This is a genomic window from Pseudoalteromonas sp. T1lg10, assembly GCF_002964545.1.
GTDB lineage: Bacteria > Pseudomonadota > Gammaproteobacteria > Enterobacterales > Alteromonadaceae > Pseudoalteromonas.
Genome location: NZ_PQBV01000042.1, coordinates 227,323 through 248,357, shown reverse-complemented (window position 1 = coordinate 248,357; position 21,035 = coordinate 227,323). Strand labels below are relative to the sequence as shown.

The window sequence follows — 21,035 nt, the reverse complement described above, 5'->3', positions numbered from 1 at the left end:
ATTCTTTGTTACCTCCGTTAATAAATTACTCGTCACCGAACCAGCAAATATTACGTGCAGCCATAATTAGGTCGCCCGCTTCCTGCTCAGAAAGCTCAGTAATTTCTACTAGTTCGTCGATGCCCTGCTCAGCTAGATCTTCAAGCGTTACTACGCCCTTGCTCGCCATAACAAAGGCAAGGTGACGATCTAGGCCATCCAGGTTTAATAGGTCTTCAGCCGGCTCTGCGCCTTCTAGGCTTTCTTCGTCTTTCAATGCTTTGGTTGTCAACGCGTCTTTGGCACGATTACGCAGCTCTTCAACTGTGTCCTCGTCCAGACCATCGATTTCCAAGAATTCGCTGGTTGGTACATAGGCTACTTCTTCTAGCGTTGAGAAGCCTTCACCGATAAGCAGCTCGGCGAAATCGTCATCGATGTCCAAACCTTCGGTGAACAGGGTGATCAGCTTGTCTGACTCAGCCTGGTTCTTTTCCTGCATGTCCGCAACCGTCATTACGTTTAGCTCCCAACCTGTAAGTTGGCTTGCTAAACGCACGTTTTGGCCGTTACGACCGATGGCTTGTGCCAGGTTATCCGCTTCAACGGCGATATCCATTGAACGTGAGTCTTCGTCCATCACGATAGAAGCAACTTCTGCCGGCGCCATGGCGTTGATAACGAATTGCGCTGGGTTGTCATCGTAAAGCACGATATCAACACGCTCACCGCCCAATTCACCGGATACCGCTTGCACACGTGCACCACGCATACCCACGCAGGCACCAACAGGGTCGATACGCTTGTCGTTTGATTTAACAGCAATCTTTGCACGTGAACCTGGGTCACGAGCGGCCGCACGTAGCTCGATCATCTCTTCGCCAATTTCCGGCACCTCGATGCGGAATAGCTCCATTAGCATCTCCGGCTTAGAACGAGTTACAAATAACTGCGCGCCACGGGCTTCTGGACGTACCGCATAAAGCAGACCACGAACACGGTCGCCTGGGCGGAAGTTTTCGCGCGGTAGCATGTCATCACGGTAGATAACGGCTTCGGCGTTGTTGCCTAAATCAAGAATAATGGCTTCGCGGCTGGCTTTTTTAACCACACCTGTTACTAGCTCACCTTCTTGGTCTTTATAAGCTTCAACCACAAGGGCACGCTCGGCTTCACGTACTTTTTGTACGATAACCTGCTTGGCCATTTGCGTGGTGATACGGTCAAACTTGATTGACTCAATTTGTTCTTCAACGTAATCGCCAAGCTGCTTTTCTGGCTCTTCAACCTGCGCCGCTTCAAGAGTGATTTCGCGGTACGGGTTTTCTAAGCTGCCATCTTCAAGCGCTTCAACGATTTGCCAGCGACGGAAAGTGTCGTATTCGCCGGTTTTACGGTCGATAGATACACGCACTTCGATGTCGCCATCATGTTTTTTCTTTGTTGCGGTCGCTAGTGCGAACTCTAATGCTTCAAAAATTTTCTCTTTGGGGACCGCTTTTTCATTGGAAACGGCTTCCGCCACCAACAGTATTTCTTTTGCCATAGGTATTGCCTCGCTTGCCCTATTTCTTCGCACTGAAATTAAAATTTGGCGATGATGTTCGCACGCTCAATGTTGCTTATCATGAGCATGTGCTCTTGGTTATCAACATTAATTGTGATCATATCACCGTTAACTGCTACTAAATCGCCCTTGAAATTACGGCGACCATCTTGCGGAAGCTTAGTTCTCAACCTGACTTCCTCACCCACTGCATTTTGATAATGTTCTGGTTTGAACAGTGGACGATCGACTCCAGGTGAAGACACTTCCAAATCATATTCATTGGTAATGGGATCTTCTACGTCGAGGATCGCGCTAACTTGACGACTGACATCCGCACAGTTATCTACCGTAATACCGTCTGGGTGATCAATATACACACGCAAGGTGGAATGACGACCAGCTTGAGTAAACTCAAGTCCCAGGAGCTCAAAGCCTAATGCTTCGACCGCCGGAGTTAACATCTCGGTTAATGTTTGTTCGAGCTTTGTCACGAAACTTCTCCATAGAAACAAAAAAAGGGCTAATGCCCCATTTTCAATACAGATACAATAACGCCCCGAACCAAGCGGGGCGTCACACTGGAAATATTTACTCAAAAAGTAAACACTTCCTGATTTTCTGTGCGGCCTAGGGCCTAGCTTGGCGCGGGCTATATCCGTACGATAAAACCGCTGCGACGACTTAGCAAAATCACTTCCGCTAAACGCAAAACGCGCATTGCAAAGAATGCGCGACATCACATAAAGCAAGTAGAACGAATATCTCTACCTCTTTATAAATCTGCTGCCTGAAGGGTCACTATGTACCAACTTCATTTATGGCGACTATTATAGTGGTACGGCCGCTAATTAGCAACCTTAGTTAACCACTTAAAGCCTTTACTAACTGGGCTTTATACGCAAAAAAGCCAAGCTAACTGCTTGGCCTTTTAATTTGGTGCCGTGAGCGGGACTTGAACCCGCACGAGCATAGCTCACCACCCCCTCAAGATGGCGTGTCTACCAATTCCACCACCACGGCTTAATTTTTTAGTTTGGAACGTCCGGGTTGTTAGAACCCTTTTCTTCCTCAACAGGAACATCTGATACTGGTTGCTCAACGGTTTCTACCGCCGGTGCACCTTCTAGATTTTCCCATTGATCAGTTTGCTTGATTTGACCAGCAGTTAGGTTACCTAACACTATGCTCAAAACGAAGAAAACCGTGGCCAGTACTGTGGTCGTTTTAGTCATAAAGTTACCCGCACCCGATGAACCGAAAACGGTTGCCGAGGCACCAGCACCAAATGACGAACCCATGTCAGCACCTTTACCTTGTTGAATTAGCACGAAACCAATTAAGGCTAATGCAACAATTAAATAAACTACTAAAAGAATTTCGTACATTTAACTCTATCCTTTTGCACTTTCGCAGATGCTGATAAAAGCATCTTTTTTAAGACTGGCGCCACCAATCAGGCCACCATCTATATCTGCTTGTGCAAATAATTCACTACTGTTTTGTTCATTAACGCTGCCACCATATAAGATAAGCAGTCGCTGTGCGATTTCACTGTCTAGCGAAGCGATTTTCGCACGAATAAATTGGTGTACTTGTTGAGCTTGTTCCGGCGATGCGGTTTTACCCGTGCCTATGGCCCAAACCGGCTCGTATGCTACCACAGATTGCGATAACGCAGCCACACCTAATTTTTCAATCACCGCGTCAATTTGCGCGCTGATCACTGATTCTGTTTCGTTTTGCTCGCGCTGCTGCTCTGTTTCACCAACACAAAGCACGGGGGTTAAGCCCTGCTGCTGTGCCATGGCAAATTTAGCGGCAACATCCTCATTACTTTCGCCGAAAATATGGCGACGTTCCGAGTGACCAACCAGGGCAAAGCTTGCACCTAATTCTTTGGCCAGCGAGGCTTGAATCTCACCTGTATAAGCGCCGGATTCATATTCAGAAACGGTTTGAATACCCGTTACTACACCTTGCTGCGCCGCACTCGCAACTAGCAATGCGGGAACAAAAAGTGCCACATCAACATCTTGGCCAGCTACGGCTTTTAGCTCGGGGGCCATTTCATTAAGCAGCTCTAAGGAGCCATTTAACTTCCAATTTCCAGCCACCAGGGGCTTACGTGATGCCATGTTTTACTCCATGTTCGAAAGCGGGCGAGATACTAACTCGACTCGCCCTAAGTTACAAGAAGTTATTTTTAGAGCGCCGTTTAACTGCTCACACTTTCAACAACTTGCGCGATTTTACTGCTGTAATCCAGCACCTGATTTTGGTCTTCGGCTTCTACCATAACGCGCACTACAGGCTCGGTGCCTGACTTACGCAGCAGCACCCGGCCCTTGCCCGCAAGCAGCTCTTGTGCTTCGCTTACCGCGGCGAGTACTTCAGGGTTTAGGGTCGGATCTGTGCCCGGCTGGTAGCGCACGTTGATCATATTCATCGGGTACTTAACAAAGCCGTTGCCCAGATCGCGCAGGGTTTTGTTGCTGGTCACCATAGCGGCCAGCACCTGCAGGCTTGAAATGATGCCATCACCGGTGCTGATAAGGTCAAGGTTCAACACATGACCCGAGCTTTCACCACCGATTTTCCAGCCTTTTTCTTTAAGCAACGCCATTACATAGCGGTCGCCAACCTTGGAGCGTTCAAAACCAATACCCTTGGCTTTAAGCGCATTTTCCAAGCCCATATTCGACATCACGGTACCAACAACGCCGCCACCTAACTCATCTTGCTCATGCAGGGCACAGGCAATGATATAAACTATGTCATCGCCGTCGAATACTTCTCCGTGCTGGTCGACCATCATCACGCGGTCACCATCGCCATCGTAAGCGATGCCCACATCGGCACCCTCTTCAATTACCTTACGCTGCAAGGCGGCAACATCTGTGGCACCACATTTAGCATTAATGTTCAGGCCATTGGGTTCACATGCGAAGGGGATCACCTCGGCACCGAGCTCCTGCATTACCGCTGGGGCAATATGGTAGGTGGCACCATTGGCGCAATCGAGTACGATTTTCAAACCTTCAAGGGAGTGACCTTGCGGGAATTGGCTCTTACAGAATTCGATATAACGGCCATCGGCGCTCACCAGGCGGCGCGCTTTACCCAGCTTTTCGGAAGGTACACATTCCATGTCCTGATCCATCATGGCTTCAATTTCCAGCTCCACCGCATCCGGTAGTTTCAAACCTTCGCTGGAGAAGAATTTAATGCCGTTATCATGGTAAGGGTTATGAGAGGCACTGATCACTATGCCCGCTTCGGCGCGGAAGGTTTGTGTTAAATACGCCACCGCCGGAGTCGGCATGGGGCCAAGCAAAACCACATCTATGCCCGCGGCAATAAGCCCGGCTTCCAACGAGGTTTCTAGCATATAGCCGGAAATGCGCGTGTCTTTGCCAATTATCACTTTTTTTGTGCCAATTTTTGATAGCACTTTACCCGCAGCCCAACCCAGTTTGAGGGCAAACTCAGGAGTGATCGGGTATTGCCCGACCAGGCCACGAACACCGTCGGTGCCAAAATATTTTCTGTTACTCATTCTTGTTACTCCTGTACTCTTATTCTTGCGGCTGCACATCTGTGGGCCGTAACATCGCCTGGTGCACCCGCAGCAGGTCGACGGTTTCTTGAACATCATGAACGCGCACTATGGCCGCGCCCTTTTGCATGCAAATCAAGGCTCCCGCCAGGCTGGCGCTAAGTCTTTGGTCTGCCGGTCGCCCCAGCAGCTGCCCAAACATGGATTTGCGTGAAAGTCCGGTCAATACCGGGTAGCCTAGCTGTTGCAACTGCTCAAGCTCAGCCAGTAATTGATAATTGTGTTGCAATGACTTACCAAAGCCAAAACCAGGATCCACTATTATATGCTCGGCTTTAATGCCTGCGTCGATGCAGGTTTGCGCGCGCTCGGCCAAATAGCTGCATACCTCGGCGGTCACATCCTTATAATCCGGTGCATCCTGCATGGATCTCGGCTGCCCCTGCATATGCATAAGACATACAGGAACATCCAAAGCCACTGCTGCCTGCAACGCGCCTGGTTCCTGCAAGGCACGCACATCATTAATAATATCGGCACCGGCCTGAACCGCCGCTGTCATTACCACAGCCTTACTGGTGTCTATGGAGATCACACAATCGGATTGCGCGCGTATCGCCTTGATCACAGGAACAACCCGTTCGAGTTCTTCTTGCTCAAGAACGTCCGCTGCACCTGGGCGGGTTGATTCACCACCTATATCAATAATGGTGGCGCCCTGCTCAAGCATAGCTAAGGCTCTTTTGACAGCGTCATCAAAATCGTTGTGCTGACCACCGTCAGAAAAGGAATCTGGCGTGACATTGAGTATCCCCATCACCTGTGGGGTGCTAAGGTCGAGGAAGCGACCTCGGGGTAAAGATAACATGGCTACTCTTCCCTAAAATTAAAAAGCCCAGATCCCTTAGGCGAATGCTAAGTGAGGGCAGATAGATAAGATGATCCACAAGAAGGAAAAGCCCCAATATCTTTGGGGCTTGAATTTATTACTTGTCCTCTTCTGAGCCTGGCTTTTCATCTTGTGCGGATGAAGTGCCTTGCTCCGGGGCCGATTTGTCAGGCTCTGCTGCCACTTGTGCCTTGGTGGCTTTGCGGTCATGGGCATCGCTCGGTGGACGAACTTCACGACGCGCCATTAGGTCATCAATTTGCTTGGCATCAATGGTTTCGTACTTCATCAGCGCGTCTTTCATGGTATGCAGGATATCCATGTTATCACGCAGGATTTGTTCAGCACGCTGGTAGTTGCGATCAGAGAGTTCACGCACTTCTACATCAATTGCTTTAGCTGTCTCATCCGACATACTCATGCTGCGCGAACCGCCGCGACCCATAAAGACTTCGCCTTCTTCTTCAGCATAAAGAAGTGGTCCCATTTTGGCGCTCAAACCCCACTGTGTAACCATCTTGCGAGCGATTTGTGTCGCGCGCTCAATGTCATTACTTGCACCAGTAGTTACCTTGTCATCGCCGTAAATCAAGGCTTCGGCAATACGGCCGCCATACAAGCTTGAAATCATAGATTCGAGGTGTTCTTTTGAGTGACTTACACGGTCTTGCTCCGGCAAGTACATGGTCACACCCAAGGCACGACCGCGCGGAATGATTGATACTTTATATACAGGGTCATGCTCTGGCACCATGCGGCCAACAATGGCGTGACCTGCTTCATGGTATGCAGTCATTTCTTTTTCTTGCTCAGACATCACCATGGACTTGCGCTCAGCACCCATCATGATCTTGTCTTTAGCGGCATCAAATTCGGCCATGCTCACCACGCGCTTGTTACCACGAGCGGCAAACAAAGCGGCTTCGTTTACCAGGTTGGCCAAATCGGCGCCTGAGAAACCAGGAGTACCACGGGCAATCACGGATGCTTCAACATCATCTGCCAAAGGTACTTTGCGCATATGCACCTTAAGAATTTGTTCACGACCACGAATATCCGGCAAGCCTACAACCACTTGACGATCGAAACGACCTGGACGCAATAGCGCCGGATCCAGTACGTCTGGGCGGTTGGTGGCAGCGATTACGATAATGCCTTCATTACCTTCAAAGCCATCCATCTCTACCAGCATCTGGTTAAGCGTTTGCTCACGCTCATCGTGACCACCACCCATGCCGGCACCACGTTGGCGACCAACGGCATCGATTTCATCAATGAAGATGATACAAGGTGCTGCTTTTTTCGCTTGCTCGAACATGTCACGTACACGGGATGCACCCACACCTACGAACATTTCGACGAAATCAGAACCTGAGATAGTGAAAAACGGTACTTTGGCTTCACCGGCTACGGCCTTGGCCAGCAAGGTTTTACCCGTACCAGGAGGACCTACCATCAACACGCCCTTAGGAATGCTGCCGCCAAGTTTTTGGAATTTAGACGGGTCGCGCAAGAAATCAACCAGCTCGGTTACATCTTCCTTGGCTTCATCACAACCGGCCACATCGGCAAAGGTGGTTTTAACCTGATCTTCGCTCATTAGGCGGGCTTTACTCTTACCGAAGGACATAGCGCCCTTGCCGCCACCGCCTTGCATCTGACGCATAAAGAAGATCCACACGCCGATCAACAAGAGCATAGGGAACCAGGAAATGAAAATGCTGGCTAACAGGGACTGCTCTTCAGGCTGAACACCCTTAGTGTTGACGTCGTTTTTCAACAAGTCATTCATCAGGTCTTCGTCATACATTGGCATGGTGGTTTGGAAACGCTCACCGCTGGACTTAACGCCAGTGATCGAGCCAGTGCCGCGATCAATCACGACTTCACGTACAGCACCATTGCGCACATCCTTTACGAATTGGGTGTAACTGGTTTGTCTGTCAACGCCTTCAGAGCCGTTAAAGCTTTGAAAAACAGACATTAAAACCACGGCAATAACAAGCCAGAGTATTAAATTCTTTGCCATATCACTCAAGGTGTTAACCTCTTGTATCTAAATTAATTAAGTTCAACTTTTCCCGACAACTGTACTACAGTTTGTAACCCGTCGCTACTATATATACCTCGCGAGAGCGCGGTCTTGACGCATCGGGCTTACGGATTTTTACGGTACGGAAACTCTCGCGCACGTCCTTCACGAACTGATCAAAACCTTCCCCCTGGAATACTTTGACCGCAAAAGCGCCGTTTTTCTTCAATACCTGATGACACATATCCAGTGCCAGTTCGACCAAATACATGCTGCCGGCCTGATCCGTGCTCATATTGCCGCTCATATTCGGCGCCATATCGGAAAAAACCACGTCGACGTTTTTACCATCGATACGATCTAACAAGGCGTTAAGCACTGCCTCTTCGCGGAAATCACCTTGCAGGAAGTCGACACCGGCCAGCGAGTCCATGGGCAGAATATCACAGGCAATCACTTGGCCATTATCACCCACCTGCTGTGCCAGGTACTGAGACCAGCTACCGGGAGCGGCACCTAGGTCCACCACCGCCATGCCGGGTTTGAGTAGTTTATCTTTTTGCTGAATTTCTTCGAGTTTGAACACCGCTCGCGAACGCCAGCCCTGTTTCTGTGCCTCATGAACATAATGATCGTCAAAATGCTCTTTTAGCCAGCGCTTTGAGCTCGCCGAGTGCTTTTTATTCGTCATAAATTAACACGTAACTTAATAGTAATATCTGCTAGATGGCGTTAGAATACCTGTAATTCAAGCTCGAATCAGCAAAATTTATAAAATCTATGAAACTATCCAATAAACAAAAGCAGTATCTGAAATCCCTTGCGCACCCACTGAAACCTGTGGTTTTACTGGGAGCCAATGGCCTAACCGAGGGCGTAATCGCCGAAATAGACAGTGCTTTGGATATTCACGAATTGATCAAAGTGAAGGTGCCAACCACGGATCGTGAGACCAAGGCCCTGATTTTTGATGCTATCGTACGCGAAACCGGTGCCCATAAAGTACAAAGCATCGGCCATATCATTGCCCTGTACCGCCAAAGCGAAGACCGTAAGATTCAATTGCCACGCAATTAATCACCTCGCTTCATACCAAAAAAGGTCAGCAATGCTGACCTTTTTTGTTTTTGTACCCTGTTCTAAGCGGTGCGCGGCAAGGCCAGTACTTGGTCGATAAACTGTGTAGTAAGTTCACTAATCAAACCGCTTTCGGCATTAAGCAAAAGACTAAAGCCGACGTTTAAGCGTGGGATCACCACGATATCGGTTCTATAACCCTGGACCCAACCACTGTGGTAGTAGATGGTTTCATCATCATATTGGTAGATACGCCAGCCCAAACCATAATGAGCCTGATTAACATGCTCACCCCATATGCGGCGACGACGCTCTTTTGTGGTCAGGGTATAAGGCTGAACCTGAGTTTGTAGCGCCGCCGGTGGTAACACACTCGGGTACATACCCAATTGCGCCTTTAACCATTGCACCATATCCGCAGCACTGGCATTGACGCCCGCTGCCGGCAGCACCTTGTAATAGTTTTTCTTTAAACGTGCGGTATGCCAGCGTTTGCGTCCTCGCACATGCGGATAGGCATAGTTTTCATCCACTATCATGCCCTCATAACCTAGACTCGCATGGCGCATACGTAAGGGCTCGAAAATATCTTCCCGCACCCAGGTCTCATAGTCCTTACCACTGGCGCGCTCAATCACATCGCCAACCAGGGAAAACATCACATTCTGATAGCCATAACATTCCCCCGGTTCACACACGGGTTCAATTTTCAGCAGCTTTTCAACAATATCCGGATAAGACATGCGTGATTCTACTAGGTTGTCGTAGGCATTGGGCACCAGGCCGCTGGAGTGACTCAGTAAATGCGAGACCTTAAGGGTAGTTTTATAATCCGTGCTACGCAATTCAGGAATGTATTGGTGCACAGGGGCATCCAGCTCTATAACCCCTTGCTCGGCCAACTTGGCAGCCAGCGAGCCAGCAAAGGTTTTCGACACCGAAGCAAGGCGAAAACGCGTATTCACATCAACTTGGCGCCCTTTTCTTATTTTGGTTTTACCAAAACCCAAGGCAATGGAAGGATAATCCGGATGCACTATCGACAAGGCGGCCCCAGGCACACGCTTTTGTTTAAGCTGACGCTCTAAATCGGCAACATAAGAGTCAACAAAGCCGTGCCATTGATACGCATCGGCGCCTATGGAAGCTCCATAAGCAGGCAATAAGGTACTGAAGATAAGACAGAAAGAAGCAACTAAACTCTTGGTTTTCATTATTGTTGTTTTAGCGATAACAGTTCAGATTGGGTAAATATTATCATGAACTTTGGGTTAAACTCACGTACAATGCTGTGTGGGTGTACTCAAGTATGGGTGCCTAAGCGCAGCGACAAGGGAAACTAAGAGTTATAAATAGTATGATGAAGAATTCTTTAGCACTGGCACTGCTTGGCTCGGCAATTTTGCTCAGCGGCTGTAGCAGCTTACAAACGACTTCTTTGCAACAGGCGCAAAGGGTTGCTATGCCAACAAAGCCGAGTCTTAGTGAGCGCACCTATGTTCTCGAATACCAGGTTGACCATCAGCAACCTAGGGTCAAGTCGGTGCAGCTTCCGGCTCACCCTGTTAAACGCGGACAAAGCGTGGTAATCGAAAGCGAGCAAGTAGCACTGACAGAGCGCCTACGCGATCGCCTGGTGGCCATTTTCAACGATAAATCCCTTGCGGTGATCAATGACGCCAAACAGGCGGACTATATTCTTAGCATTAATCAGCTGGATATTAGTGAGGCCGACAAGGTGGATTATCGCCTGAGCAATAGCCATATCCTCGGCGATGGTAGTCTTATTGAAGAATTCGCCGTACGCCAATGTAGCAATATTTCTGGCTCAGTCAGTATGAAACTCTTCCACCGAGCTTCCAAGGATGTGGTGTGGTTTGCCAAATCATCCATTGATACCGCCAGCTTTCAACGCAATCCCTTGCGTTATCAACTGACAATCAGCGATTACATAGATAATTTGGAGCAGGTTCAGGAGTTTGTGCAAACTCACAACTCACCAGATGCGCTCGCCGAACGTGGCGATAAGCCGGCACCTAAAGCGCCTCGCTATCAGGTCCTGAGTAAAATCTCGGCACTGGAAAAAGTCGCCGGGTCCTGTAACGACACCGAGGTGAGTGCCTTAGTACCGGATCTGCACTACTACCTCAGCGGTATTTTGCTGGAGAAGATCAATATCAACTGATCGACTGGGCTTACCGGTACACCGCCGGTGAGCCCATCTACAATTTCTTACAGTTTTCGGCGCCCAAGCAACCTACTATAAAATAAAAAGCCTGAAGCCATGCCAATTCGTACCCTACTCGCCCTGTTTTTTTTGCTTATAAGCCAACCTAGTTTGGCAACCAACCGTTATTATTCAGACAACCGTTTGGAGCCTCAACCAGGCTTTAATTGGGATTGGAGCATAGGCGCCGGTTATTATATCGAAGACTCCTATCTGATTGGCCTCGACTCCTACGATGACGGTATTGAGCCGGATTTAAATCTGGTGATCAGCTATAACAACTTCTATCTGGATATAGACCATAGCCAGTTAAGCGGCGGCATGGTCATAGGCTATTCGCTGGTCGATAAGTTCGACTGGGGCCTGGATATTGTCGGTACCAATGTGCAAGCTGGATTCGATGAAACCGGCTTGAAAATCTATGACAGGGATGTAGTAGATGAGCTCGCCGGTATCGACCGTCGCCATTATGATTTCGATGTAGGGCTGAGATTATCGCGCCGATTTGACGACATGCAACTGTCATTTGAGCTGATGCATGATATTACCGGCACTCATAATTCATGGATTTTCAGCAGCTTCTTAACCCGTATCAGCCAGTACCGGAATTGGGAGCTGCGCACAGGTCTGGGTTTTAACCATTATGGCGGCGATTTCACCGATTATTACTTTGGTATTGACGCCCATGAGGCCACCGCGCAGCGCCCCATCTACCAGGCCCACGCATCCCAATCCCTGGTGCTGGAATTTCACGCCGAGCATCCCTTATCACAAAACTGGGTGTTTTTAGCCGGCTGGCTCTCCACCTTATTTTCCTCTGAAATAAGTGACAGCCCGATCATTTCTCAACAATACCAGCATAAGGCCAAGGTAGGCGTACGCTATGTTTTTTAGACTCAGCGCCAGCCTTAGTTTAATGTTTGCCCTGCCAAGCTGGGCGGCGCAGCCCGAGGCGTTGTCCGCCGAACTACCCACCTTGCTCAGCACGCCAAACACCTGTGTGGCACTGCGCCAGGGGCGCACCTGTTATTCCGATATCACCCTGAATTGGCAGGTGGACAACGAAGAGCGCTACTGTATTCGCCAAAACCAAGCCACTAAGCCCCTGCATTGTTGGCAACAGCAACAACAAGGCAAACTGGTGTTTGAATTCGCCAGCAAGACGGCGCAGGGTTTTGAATTATTTCATGTCACTACGGGCAAAGTGCTCGCCCGCACCGAGGTACGAGTGCAGTGGGTGTACACCAGCGGCCAGAAAAAAAGGCGATGGAGGTTATTTTAATGAGTCAGCAACCCCTTATTTTAGTGGTCGAGGACGACCCTTCGCTGAGCGAGTGGATGCTTGAGTTTCTTGCTCAAAACGGCTATCGCGTGGGCCTGTGCGACAAGGGCAACGAGGTCGAAGCCTATGTGCGCGAACACAATCCAGATTTAATCTTACTCGATATTATGCTGCCCGGTCTCGACGGCGTTAGCGTGTGCACCCGATTACGTCAGTTTTATCAGCAACCCATTATTATGCTGACCGCCCGCGATGAAGAGCTCGACGAGGTAATAGGGTTAGAAGTCGGTGCCAGCGATTATATCGCCAAACCAGCCCGTCCTCGCGTATTGCTGGCCAGAATTAAGGCCAGTTTACGGGATATGGCCGACGATTCTCAGCCATCCGCAGAGCCGATGCATATTAAAGTGGGGCAATTGCATATAGACATGCAGGCGCACCGCGTGACCCTGGCCGAGCAAGCGGTGGAACTCTCTCATGCAGAATTTTCGTTGCTGGCCTATCTTGCCCGCCACGCCGGTGAGGTGGTTGACCGAGACTCTGTGTTCAAGGCCATCAAGGGTCGCGAATATGACGGCTTAGATAGAAGCATAGATGTGGTGATATCGGCGCTGCGCAAGCGTTTTGATGGCAATGGCGAGCAGCCGCAACGAATAAAAACCATCTGGGGCAAGGGCTATTTATTGGTTAAAGATGCCTGGCATGCGGATACTGCCGACTAGGCTCACAGGCTAAGAGGCGGCAATGAAAAAGCTCTACTTATCCTTATTGGCCACGGCGCTGCTGTCTGTGGTACTGCTCAGCTGGTTGATCGATGGCATCGCCAGCAACAACGATGAGCACAATGATTTTAATCAGCAGCAAGCGCTCCTAAGCGGCATGCTTTCCTACCTGGCCAGCTATCCCGCAGAGCAACAACGCCAGCAACTGACGACGCTCAACAGCCACTTTAACTTGAATATTGGCTATGCCGCCAATAGCGACCTTGCCTTACCCTCACCACTGCGCCAACAGCTTTATCAAGAGCAAGGGCTAACCTTGGCCGATGAGGAGGGCCTTTACTTGGTACGCTCCACGCCACAACTGGCCGACCATCACCTCACCATGCGTTTACCCAAACCGGCCAGCTCTCACCATGATCTACTGCTCACAGTTCTGTTTTACTGTGGCTTTAGCCTGTGCATGTGGTTACCCCTAATACCTCTGACCCGGCGCATTACCACCTTGGCCAATGCCGCGACGCGATTTGCCAAGGGTAAACTCGACACCCGCATTGCCAGCAGCCGTTTTAGCTATACACAACAGCTTGAGCGCAGCTTTAACTCCATGGCCGAGCAGATCAATGCGCTGTTGGCGGAGAATAAACTGATGGCATCGAGCCTCTCCCATGATATTCGTACCCCCATCGCCTGTCTGCGCTTTGGCCTTGATGCCGCCCTGGACAGCGAAGATGAGCAAAGCAAGCAGGCCTACCTGACGCGCATGGAAAAAGATCTCGATACCATGGAGTCCATGCTTAAGAGCTACCTCAGTTTTGCCGCCCTGCAACAACAGAATATTGAACTTAATTACAGCCGCACCGAACTTTACCCTTATTTACAAGAGGTAGGTGAGCAGTTACTACCCCAACTAGGCGGCATACAGGTGCACATAGACTGCCCCCATCAGCTGATGGTACAGGCCGACCTGCATTGGTTGGCGCGCTGTATCCATAATATTCTTACCAATGCCCTGCGCTATGCCGACAACCAGATAGTTATCAGCGCCTACACCGAAGCGCAGCAATTACACATCAGCATTGCCGATGATGGCCCAGGCGTCCCGGCGCAAGAGCGCGCGGCTGTGCTTAAGCCCTTTTATCAAAGCGCTAAGCATCGCAATCAAAACGGTTATGGTTTGGGCCTGGCCATTTGCCACAAGGTGATGTTGTGGCATCAGGGCAAGCTGCAGGTGGGTTCATCGGCAAAATTAGGCGGTGCACAATTCACCTTGATACTGCCGATGTAACACAGCGTTTACATCGCTCTAGCCCACAGCACATTGCTAATGTGGCGGCGTCGCCCTAAGACCGGGCATTGCGCCGATAGCATGGAAATTGTTCGTATCGCGCGCTTTACCCCGGCTACAGTGTACTAATTGCCGCTTTGTGCTTTTTATTTCACGTAAATTACAGTAGATTTAGGGCGCAGTTCACCTACAGAGAAATATAATAATATGAGTGCGTCGCGTGGGGAGTTTAGCTCCCGTTTTGGTTTTATAATGGCCGCTGCCGGTTCGGCAGTGGGACTAGGTAATATTTGGGGCTTTCCCACTCAAACCGCCTCCAATGGTGGCGCCGCCTTTGTGCTTGCTTATCTGGTTCTAGCCTTCTGTTTAGCCTATCCCGCATTAATGGCCGAGCTGGTTGTTGGCCGTTATGGTCAGGCCAATGCCGTAAGTTCGCTAAAAAAAGTATCCAAGCATAAGTGGCAACACCCACTGGCATTCTTAGTTGGTTTTGGCGGCATTATCTGTGCCGGCATGATTTTAAGTTTTTATGCCATAGTTGCCGGTTGGATGATCAGTTATACCGCTGAGCCCGTTGCCCAACTGGTGGGTGCTCCAGAGGCAGCAAACTGGCTGACGAGTCAATCCTTAACCCGTAACTTACTCTTTGCTGGCGGCTTTATCGTGCTGACAGTGATGATCATCAGTAAAGGCGTTGAGAATGGCATAGAGAAGTGGTCAAAGCGCTTGATGCCGGCCTTGCTGGGCATTTTATTTGCGTTGATCGCCTATGTAATGAGCCAGGACGGTGCCAGTGAAGGCCTGCGCAATTACCTGCTACCGGACTTTAGCGCCATCTTTGAGCCTACGCTGCTGGTGAGTGCCCTGGGTCAGGCGTTTTTCTCGCTGTCACTGGGTACCAGTGTCATGATCATTTACGGCTCATACATTTCTAAACAAGAAAACCTGGTTACTCTGGGCGCCTCGGTAACCCTTATCGATGTGTTTATCGCCTTCGTTGCCGGTTTACTTATTATTCCGGCCATGTATGTGGCACAGGAGCAAGGGGTACAAATCTTTGACGAAGCGGGTAAGTTACTCTCGGAAGACACGCTCGTGTTCCAGGTATTGCCAGCCCTGTTTGATACCATGGGCAGCGCCGGTCTGTTTGTGGGTTTTGCCTTCTTCGCGCTAATGAGTATTGCCGCCCTGACCTCCTCTATTTCCATGTTAGAAGCTCCGGTGTCTTACACGGTAGAGAAATTTGGCCTTGACCGTAAACCGGCGACCTGGACCATAGGCGCCTTCATCGGCTCAATAAGCACCATCATATTGCTTAACTTTGAACAATTGTTTGGTTTAGTGATCGCCATCACCACTCGTTTTGGCCAACCGCTACTAGGCTTAATGTGTTGTGTTTTTGTTGGCTGGATCTGGAGCCGTGCATCGCTGCTTAAAGAAATTCAATCCGGCTGCCCAGAAGCCGCTAACAGCTGGTTCTGGAAGATTTGGCCCTGGTACATCAAGTTTGTATGCCCAGTGTGTATCGCCCTGGTGTTTATTAACTCGCTACGTTAATTCAAGGAATACCGAAAAAGGCCGCACTCGCGGCCTTTTTTATCACCCCTTTTCCTTAAATATGCCTTATAAAACAAGCTAATTGCTCATTGGACGTGATGTACCTATTTTTCTATGCTAGCATCCATTTGCTTTCACATTGAATTAACAAGTACATAACAAGGAAATACACATGAAAGCCATTATGGTTTTTTTATCTACCCTAGTACTTACACTGGGCCTAAGCTCCAATGCTAAGGCTGCAGAGTACGAAATCAACTACCCTAGCGCCAGTTCATCAGTGCCCTACCCGGGCCTGGACCTGAACATGGTAAAAAAGATAAAGGTCAAAACATCGAACTCACTTCATACGCCCGAGCAATCACTGGATGAACTCGAAATTGTTTTCGAAAACGCAACTAACCTAGTCGTTAATGGCTTTCAAAAAGAATCTAGCTACGGCCCAGATCTATATAAAGCCATGGTCAACGATGCCTGGGTGTACAGTAAAGTGTTAGTCACCGTATTTGCATCTGACAAAATTAGCGGTGGCAGAAACCTCACTATCGAATTACAGGTCATGGAAATGACCAATGAGCTGAACGAACTAAATTACTCGCATGGCCTGATGATATTCAACGCTCAAGGTATCTTAAATGACGTCACCCCGGTGACGGTCGCCGATATCGAAACCATCAGCTACCAAGATAAAGACATGAGCCTCACCTTGTATCAAAGAGCCATGTTTGACGAGTTCAATGGCGAAGGCTTTAAGATAAAGGTTAACTGGATGGGCAACGGAGAAAAAATAATTAACATCCCTGCACCCATTTCGAGCGAAGAATATTCATTCTTTAAAGCGGCTGATTTGGAGATTCAAACTGAGACATTCCCTGATGGCTTCACTGACCACCAGTTTAGGATCAAGTATCAAGACCCGTTTGGCTACACCCAATACACGCCGTTTGAACCGTTAGCCCCATACATAGATCAGGCTTTCCAAAGCTACCCCTAATCTAAGAGAACACCAATGGTGAAAGCCGGAAGCGGAGCCTAGGCTCCGCTTTTTTTTGCGGTCAAAGAATTAATCTACACGATTTCAATTAAATGCGGGAAAAATGAAGGCCCTAAATCCAGAGGTTTAATACCCGGCTCTTTCATCATTTATAACAGTTCCATATCCTGATGCTCTATGCCGTCTTCTAGATAAGGCTCGCCTTTAGTTTGAAAACCAAAGCCGCGATAAAAGTCGAGCAAATAGGTTTGTGCGCTTAGCACCACGGTGCACCCGGGACAGTGACTGTGGCACAGGGACAGAGCCTCCTTCATCAGCGCCTTAGCAAGGCCCTTTCCACGCCATTGCTTGACGCAAAGCACCCGCCCTATGGCTACCTTTTCCCCTTTACTTATACAACGGGCATAAGCGCATAACTGGCCGTCTTGATACCCCAAAAGATGCAGTGTATCCGCTGCGATATCGGCATCATCCAGTTCAGGGTAAGGACAGTTTTGCTCAACCACAAACACATCAACGCGGGCGCGCATCAGGGTGAAGAGCTCATCAGTGCTTAGCTCATTAAAATGTTTATGCAGCCATAGAATACTCATGGGTTACTCCGACAGTTGCTCTGACAAAAAAGCCCAGCTAGGCCGGGCTTTCGATTAGTTTTTATTAATAACCGAGGGCTATCAGTGAATTAAGCGCTCAAGCTGGTCGCAAATCTGCGATAGATTCACATGATCATGCTCTATGGTGAGGTCGATATAACCGTCAGCACGAAATGCGCGGTCAAGCTCAATCAGCACATGGGTTTTATGGGCCTCAGGTACAAAAGACAGCTCCACTTCCTGAATGCCGAACATACCGCGATTTCCCGGGCGGTATTCCAACTCCTGATAACAACCTGAGGTCGACTGAAAGCTAGGAGCGCGCAGATAACCCTTTTCCACGTCGGCTTTAACCAAGGAAAAGCCTAGCTTATCCATGGCCTGCATACAGGTTTTGACCGCCTCATTAGGATAGATGTGCAGCACATCACGGTCGCTGGCATCAAGGGCCAAATCAATATTCAAACCGGTTTGTATCCACACCTGAGTCTGGTTATAACCGGCACTAAATTCGGTGATCGGCGTTTCCGAATGCAGTCTTGCCTCAAACGGAATACGGTGCTCTTCACCCGGTTGCAAGGTCAGCTTTTCACTCACCCGCCATTTATCAATAACATGGTTGGCAAAGTAGGCGCCGTCATCCGCTTCTACTTTGACGCGAGTCATTAATGCCAATTCCAGACCAGAAATATCTTGTTCGACATCACCGCCTTGAATGATGATTTCGGCATGAAATTTTTGTCCAGGGTGCAAATGCTCGGTTTGTAGCACTGTGTCTACTTTAGCCGCACCAATACCAACTGAAGCCAGGATTTTTTTAAACATAACTACTCCTGTTTTAAGATCCTTTTGTCGCATCTTAACCACATTTTTATGACCTTGTCAGTGAAAAGTTTAGGTTAGCGACAAATAATACCAATTCACTTAAATAGCTAATCATTCTAGCGGGCTAAATATCATGCTAACGGCGTTGGAATTTTTCTATGTAGAATGTACATAAGAAAAATTCCGCCTTGTTATCACATCATTTATCCAGCGCTATCTCTGCTCACATACTTAACAGAATTGGTATAATCAAATTTTTGCCCGTAATGGGCTAACGAACTATAAAGTCGCATATTTTCATCAAGCCTGGCTTTCGCTACACTGTTAGCATATTGACTATAAAAAGAAATCTATGGAACTCATCTTTTTCGCCGTTGCTTTTGTTTGCGGTTTCGCCGCCTACCAGGTAAAACTGCCGCCCATGGTAGGCTTTTTAATTGCCGGCTTCGTCTTGCATTTCGCCGGCTATAAAACCATGAATTACTAAACAGTATTGCCAGTTTGGGGATCACCCTACTGCTTTTTAGTATCGGCCTTAAACTGAAAGTCTCTAGCTTGATGAAGGTACAGGTCTGGGCCCCGGCAACGGCGCATATAGTCCTTAGCACGGCACTGTTTGGCGGCTTTTTACTGCTGCTGGGTATCTTTGCCCTACCGCTGTTTGTGGAATTAAACTGGCAAACCGCCTTATTGCTGGGCTTTGCCCTTAGTTTCTCAAGCACGGTTTTTGCCGTTAAGGTCTTGGAAGACCGCGGTGAAATGGCCAGCCTGCACGGTAAAATTTCCATCGGTATCTTGGTTATGCAGGATATTTTTGCGGTGCTTTTTTTAGTCGCCAGCACCGGCAAGCTACCTAACTATTGGGCTCTTGCCCTGCTGGTATTGTTGCCACTGTTTCGCCCGGTTATGTTTTGGATCCTAAACCGCTCAAAACACGGCGAACTGCTGCCGCTATTCGGTTTTTTCTTCGCCCTGGTCGCGGGTTATCAAGCCTTTGAGTTTGCCGGTATTAAGGGTGATCTGGGCGCATTGATCCTGGGCATGATGTTTGCCAGCCATAAAAAGGCCAGCGAATTAGCCAAGTCCTTATTGAGCTTTAAGGACATCCTGCTCGTCGGCTTTTTCCTCACCATAGGCTTAAACGCCGAGCTAAGCTTTAATGCCCTGGTCGCCGCCTTGCTGATTGTTTCAGTACTCGGGATCAAGGTAGCGCTTTATTATATTTTGACCAATTCTGTGCGCCTGCGCGCCCGTACCTCTTTGCTTAGCGCCTTTACCCTTGCCAATTACAGTGAATTTGGCCTGATAGTCTGCGCCGTTGCCGCCAGCACTGGCTGGGTGTCTTCACAATGGCTGGCGGTTGTGGCTACAGCGGTGGCCATCACCTTTATTATTGCCTCGCCTCTTAATGGCCGCGCCAACGATATCTATGTACGTATGGAAAACTGGCTACTGCGTTTTGAAAGCGATACTCGCCTTGAGGAAGAGTTGCCGGTTAACCTGCACAACACCCGTATTGTGATCTTCGGCATGGGCCGTATAGGAACCGGTGCCTACGAAACCATAGCCAGCAGTTTCCCCGATGCGGTGGCCGGGATCGATATTAAACCGGAAGTGGTAGCTCGCCATGTTAAACGTGGACGCCGCGCCCTGACAGCCGATGCCACGGATCCGGATTTTTGGCAACGGCTGAACCACTCCCAGGTGGAGATGGTTATGTTGGCCATGCCTAAACACAATCAAAATATCTTCGCGCTACAGCAACTCAAGGTCTCGGGCTATCAGGGTCAGGTGACCGCCATTGCCAACTACCCGGATCAACAAAAAGAATTGCGCGAGCTTGGCGTCGACTCTACCTATAACTTCTACCTCGAAGCAGGTAGCGGTTTTGCCGAGCACGTTAAGGAAAAAATCGCCCTTAGCTAACTCTACTCATCTTCCAGGTGATAACTCAGGCTCTTGAGTTATCACCATATTTCTGCGAACTCAGCACATCAGCCTGCGCTCATTCTCACCCTATTTACAAAGCTTTACACGGCAACTGGTCATAGCACTCAAAAAAGGAGTACACTTAATTTCCAGGCTGATATAAGTCTCTATTTTTAACACAAAATTTGAGTTCACTTACGCCAGCATTAAGGAAGGTTTTTGCGCAGTACCCAGGTAGGAGGTGGTATGTCCATCAACAAAAAGATGACGACATTACAGGAACCAGATGCACAACAGTTGCAAGACGTGCAGTTACAGCTTGATTCTCTTCAAGATGCGGGGGTGACACCTCAGTACATGCGCTACGTGTTATTCCAGAAGATGCTGGATGTTTATCAGGTGCCTAAAGATCATGCAATGCGTACCAAGAGCACGCCGACGCGTTTAGACGACCCAGATTTAATCGGTAAACTCAAAGAAATGGGTTTTGCCAAAGCCAAAACATATCACTAGTTTATGAGGGCCTATTCCCTCACTTT

General features: G+C 48.9%; 20 protein-coding genes, 1 tRNA gene and 1 pseudogene. 10 read left to right on the top strand and 12 right to left on the bottom strand.

From position 1 onward, the window contains the following. Nucleotides 1-25 precede the first annotated feature (25 nt). From nusA to rlmE, 9 genes are all read right to left on the bottom strand, one after another. Nucleotides 26-1,525: a transcription termination factor NusA gene (gene nusA, locus C2M17_RS12365; RefSeq protein WP_105201059.1), complete on the bottom strand. Its 1,500-nt coding sequence runs from the start codon at nucleotides 1,523-1,525 to the stop codon at nucleotides 26-28. Between the two features lie 38 nt (nucleotides 1,526-1,563). Next, on the bottom strand, nucleotides 1,564-2,019 hold the full coding sequence (gene rimP / locus C2M17_RS12360) for a ribosome maturation factor RimP (RefSeq protein ID WP_105201058.1): 456 nt from the start codon (nucleotides 2,017-2,019) through the stop codon (nucleotides 1,564-1,566). A gap of 443 nt (nucleotides 2,020-2,462) precedes the next feature. Then, nucleotides 2,463-2,548: transfer RNA gene (locus tag C2M17_RS12355), tRNA-Leu, on the bottom strand. An 8-nt stretch (nucleotides 2,549-2,556) separates the two neighbouring features. Beyond that, complete coding sequence (secG, locus tag C2M17_RS12350; RefSeq protein WP_105201057.1) at nucleotides 2,557-2,913, bottom strand: preprotein translocase subunit SecG; 357 nt, start codon at nucleotides 2,911-2,913, stop codon at nucleotides 2,557-2,559. Between the two features lie 6 nt (nucleotides 2,914-2,919). Next, the gene (gene tpiA, locus C2M17_RS12345) at nucleotides 2,920-3,663 is read right to left on the bottom strand and encodes a triose-phosphate isomerase (RefSeq protein ID WP_105201056.1); all 744 of its coding nucleotides are present in this window, start codon (nucleotides 3,661-3,663) and stop codon (nucleotides 2,920-2,922) included. Between the two features lie 80 nt (nucleotides 3,664-3,743). Beyond that, nucleotides 3,744-5,084, bottom strand: coding sequence for a phosphoglucosamine mutase (glmM, locus tag C2M17_RS12340; protein WP_105201055.1), 1,341 nt, complete (start codon nucleotides 5,082-5,084; stop codon nucleotides 3,744-3,746). A gap of 19 nt (nucleotides 5,085-5,103) precedes the next feature. Then, nucleotides 5,104-5,952: a dihydropteroate synthase gene (folP, locus tag C2M17_RS12335; RefSeq protein ID WP_105201054.1), complete on the bottom strand. Its 849-nt coding sequence runs from the start codon at nucleotides 5,950-5,952 to the stop codon at nucleotides 5,104-5,106. A 118-nt stretch (nucleotides 5,953-6,070) separates the two neighbouring features. Continuing rightward, nucleotides 6,071-8,002, bottom strand: coding sequence for an ATP-dependent zinc metalloprotease FtsH (ftsH, locus tag C2M17_RS12330; protein ID WP_233997987.1), 1,932 nt, complete (start codon nucleotides 8,000-8,002; stop codon nucleotides 6,071-6,073). A 64-nt stretch (nucleotides 8,003-8,066) separates the two neighbouring features. Then, on the bottom strand, nucleotides 8,067-8,696 hold the full coding sequence (gene rlmE, locus C2M17_RS12325; RefSeq protein WP_105201052.1) for a 23S rRNA (uridine(2552)-2'-O)-methyltransferase RlmE: 630 nt from the start codon (nucleotides 8,694-8,696) through the stop codon (nucleotides 8,067-8,069). 89 nt (nucleotides 8,697-8,785) lie between these two features. Here rlmE and yhbY point away from each other — a divergent pair, with 89 nt between their 5' ends. Continuing rightward, nucleotides 8,786-9,082 carry a ribosome assembly RNA-binding protein YhbY gene (yhbY, locus tag C2M17_RS12320; RefSeq protein ID WP_105190062.1) on the top strand — a complete coding sequence of 99 codons (297 nt, stop codon included), beginning with the start codon at nucleotides 8,786-8,788 and terminating at the stop codon, nucleotides 9,080-9,082. Between the two features lie 62 nt (nucleotides 9,083-9,144). Here the strand turns inward: yhbY and C2M17_RS12315 are convergent, their stop codons facing one another. Next, on the bottom strand, nucleotides 9,145-10,296 hold the full coding sequence (locus tag C2M17_RS12315) for a serine hydrolase domain-containing protein (RefSeq protein WP_105201051.1): 1,152 nt from the start codon (nucleotides 10,294-10,296) through the stop codon (nucleotides 9,145-9,147). A 143-nt stretch (nucleotides 10,297-10,439) separates the two neighbouring features. Here C2M17_RS12315 and C2M17_RS12310 point away from each other — a divergent pair, with 143 nt between their 5' ends. The 7 genes from C2M17_RS12310 to C2M17_RS12280 all read left to right on the top strand — a co-directional run bounded on the left by C2M17_RS12310 (nucleotide 10,440) and on the right by C2M17_RS12280 (nucleotide 17,149). Beyond that, on the top strand, nucleotides 10,440-11,267 hold the full coding sequence (locus tag C2M17_RS12310; RefSeq protein WP_158684018.1) for a hypothetical protein: 828 nt from the start codon (nucleotides 10,440-10,442) through the stop codon (nucleotides 11,265-11,267). A 99-nt stretch (nucleotides 11,268-11,366) separates the two neighbouring features. Continuing rightward, nucleotides 11,367-12,203: a MipA/OmpV family protein gene (locus tag C2M17_RS12305; protein WP_105201049.1), complete on the top strand. Its 837-nt coding sequence runs from the start codon at nucleotides 11,367-11,369 to the stop codon at nucleotides 12,201-12,203. Then, on the top strand, nucleotides 12,193-12,591 hold the full coding sequence (locus tag C2M17_RS12300; protein ID WP_105201048.1) for a DUF3019 domain-containing protein: 399 nt from the start codon (nucleotides 12,193-12,195) through the stop codon (nucleotides 12,589-12,591). The genes C2M17_RS12305 and C2M17_RS12300 overlap by 11 nt, the downstream gene beginning before the upstream one ends. Further along, a complete protein-coding gene (locus C2M17_RS12295) occupies nucleotides 12,591-13,313 on the top strand; it encodes a response regulator transcription factor (RefSeq protein ID WP_105201047.1) in 723 nt (240 codons plus the stop codon). The genes C2M17_RS12300 and C2M17_RS12295 overlap by 1 nt, the downstream gene beginning before the upstream one ends. A 22-nt stretch (nucleotides 13,314-13,335) precedes the next feature. Then, nucleotides 13,336-14,598: an ATP-binding protein gene (locus tag C2M17_RS12290; RefSeq protein WP_105201046.1), complete on the top strand. Its 1,263-nt coding sequence runs from the start codon at nucleotides 13,336-13,338 to the stop codon at nucleotides 14,596-14,598. 207 nt (nucleotides 14,599-14,805) lie between these two features. Continuing rightward, a complete protein-coding gene (locus C2M17_RS12285; RefSeq protein WP_105201045.1) occupies nucleotides 14,806-16,155 on the top strand; it encodes a sodium-dependent transporter in 1,350 nt (449 codons plus the stop codon). 172 nt (nucleotides 16,156-16,327) lie between these two features. After that, the gene (locus C2M17_RS12280; protein ID WP_105201044.1) at nucleotides 16,328-17,149 is read left to right on the top strand and encodes a hypothetical protein; all 822 of its coding nucleotides are present in this window, start codon (nucleotides 16,328-16,330) and stop codon (nucleotides 17,147-17,149) included. Between the two features lie 149 nt (nucleotides 17,150-17,298). Here C2M17_RS12280 and C2M17_RS12275 read toward each other — a convergent pair whose 3' ends face one another. Together C2M17_RS12275 and C2M17_RS12270 are read right to left on the bottom strand one after the other, a co-directional pair. Next, nucleotides 17,299-17,742, bottom strand: a complete 444-nt coding sequence (locus tag C2M17_RS12275) for a GNAT family N-acetyltransferase (protein ID WP_105201043.1) — start codon at nucleotides 17,740-17,742, stop codon at nucleotides 17,299-17,301. Between the two features lie 81 nt (nucleotides 17,743-17,823). Continuing rightward, entirely contained in the window at nucleotides 17,824-18,567 is a 744-nt protein-coding gene (locus tag C2M17_RS12270) for a sporulation protein (protein ID WP_105201042.1), read from the bottom strand. 352 nt (nucleotides 18,568-18,919) lie between these two features. Here C2M17_RS12270 and C2M17_RS12265 point away from each other — a divergent pair. Continuing rightward, nucleotides 18,920-20,493, top strand: a pseudogene (locus C2M17_RS12265) (cation:proton antiporter domain-containing protein). 249 nt (nucleotides 20,494-20,742) lie between these two features. Beyond that, nucleotides 20,743-21,009, top strand: coding sequence for a hypothetical protein (locus C2M17_RS12260; protein WP_105201041.1), 267 nt, complete (start codon nucleotides 20,743-20,745; stop codon nucleotides 21,007-21,009). The last annotated feature ends 26 nt before the right edge of the window (nucleotides 21,010-21,035 follow it).

Excerpts from the sequence above, each read along its gene's own strand:
- nusA (WP_105201059.1), bottom strand. The coding sequence starts at position 1,525 with ATGGCAAAAGAAATACTGTTGGTGGCGGAAGCCGTTTCCAATGAAAAA.
- secG (WP_105201057.1), bottom strand. The coding sequence starts at position 2,913 with ATGTACGAAATTCTTTTAGTAGTTTATTTAATTGTTGCATTAGCCTTA.
- tpiA (WP_105201056.1), bottom strand. The coding sequence starts at position 3,663 with ATGGCATCACGTAAGCCCCTGGTGGCTGGAAATTGGAAGTTAAATGGC.
- glmM (WP_105201055.1), bottom strand. The coding sequence starts at position 5,084 with ATGAGTAACAGAAAATATTTTGGCACCGACGGTGTTCGTGGCCTGGTC.
- folP (WP_105201054.1), bottom strand. The coding sequence starts at position 5,952 with ATGTTATCTTTACCCCGAGGTCGCTTCCTCGACCTTAGCACCCCACAG.
- ftsH (WP_233997987.1), bottom strand. The coding sequence starts at position 8,002 with ATGGCAAAGAATTTAATACTCTGGCTTGTTATTGCCGTGGTTTTAATG.
- rlmE (WP_105201052.1), bottom strand. The coding sequence starts at position 8,696 with ATGACGAATAAAAAGCACTCGGCGAGCTCAAAGCGCTGGCTAAAAGAG.
- yhbY (WP_105190062.1), top strand. The coding sequence starts at position 8,786 with ATGAAACTATCCAATAAACAAAAGCAGTATCTGAAATCCCTTGCGCAC.
- C2M17_RS12315 (WP_105201051.1), bottom strand. The coding sequence starts at position 10,296 with ATGAAAACCAAGAGTTTAGTTGCTTCTTTCTGTCTTATCTTCAGTACC.
- C2M17_RS12310 (WP_158684018.1), top strand. The coding sequence starts at position 10,440 with ATGATGAAGAATTCTTTAGCACTGGCACTGCTTGGCTCGGCAATTTTG.
- C2M17_RS12305 (WP_105201049.1), top strand. The coding sequence starts at position 11,367 with ATGCCAATTCGTACCCTACTCGCCCTGTTTTTTTTGCTTATAAGCCAA.
- C2M17_RS12300 (WP_105201048.1), top strand. The coding sequence starts at position 12,193 with ATGTTTTTTAGACTCAGCGCCAGCCTTAGTTTAATGTTTGCCCTGCCA.
- C2M17_RS12295 (WP_105201047.1), top strand. The coding sequence starts at position 12,591 with ATGAGTCAGCAACCCCTTATTTTAGTGGTCGAGGACGACCCTTCGCTG.
- C2M17_RS12290 (WP_105201046.1), top strand. The coding sequence starts at position 13,336 with ATGAAAAAGCTCTACTTATCCTTATTGGCCACGGCGCTGCTGTCTGTG.
- C2M17_RS12285 (WP_105201045.1), top strand. The coding sequence starts at position 14,806 with ATGAGTGCGTCGCGTGGGGAGTTTAGCTCCCGTTTTGGTTTTATAATG.
- C2M17_RS12280 (WP_105201044.1), top strand. The coding sequence starts at position 16,328 with ATGAAAGCCATTATGGTTTTTTTATCTACCCTAGTACTTACACTGGGC.
- C2M17_RS12275 (WP_105201043.1), bottom strand. The coding sequence starts at position 17,742 with ATGAGTATTCTATGGCTGCATAAACATTTTAATGAGCTAAGCACTGAT.
- C2M17_RS12270 (WP_105201042.1), bottom strand. The coding sequence starts at position 18,567 with ATGTTTAAAAAAATCCTGGCTTCAGTTGGTATTGGTGCGGCTAAAGTA.
- C2M17_RS12260 (WP_105201041.1), top strand. The coding sequence starts at position 20,743 with ATGTCCATCAACAAAAAGATGACGACATTACAGGAACCAGATGCACAA.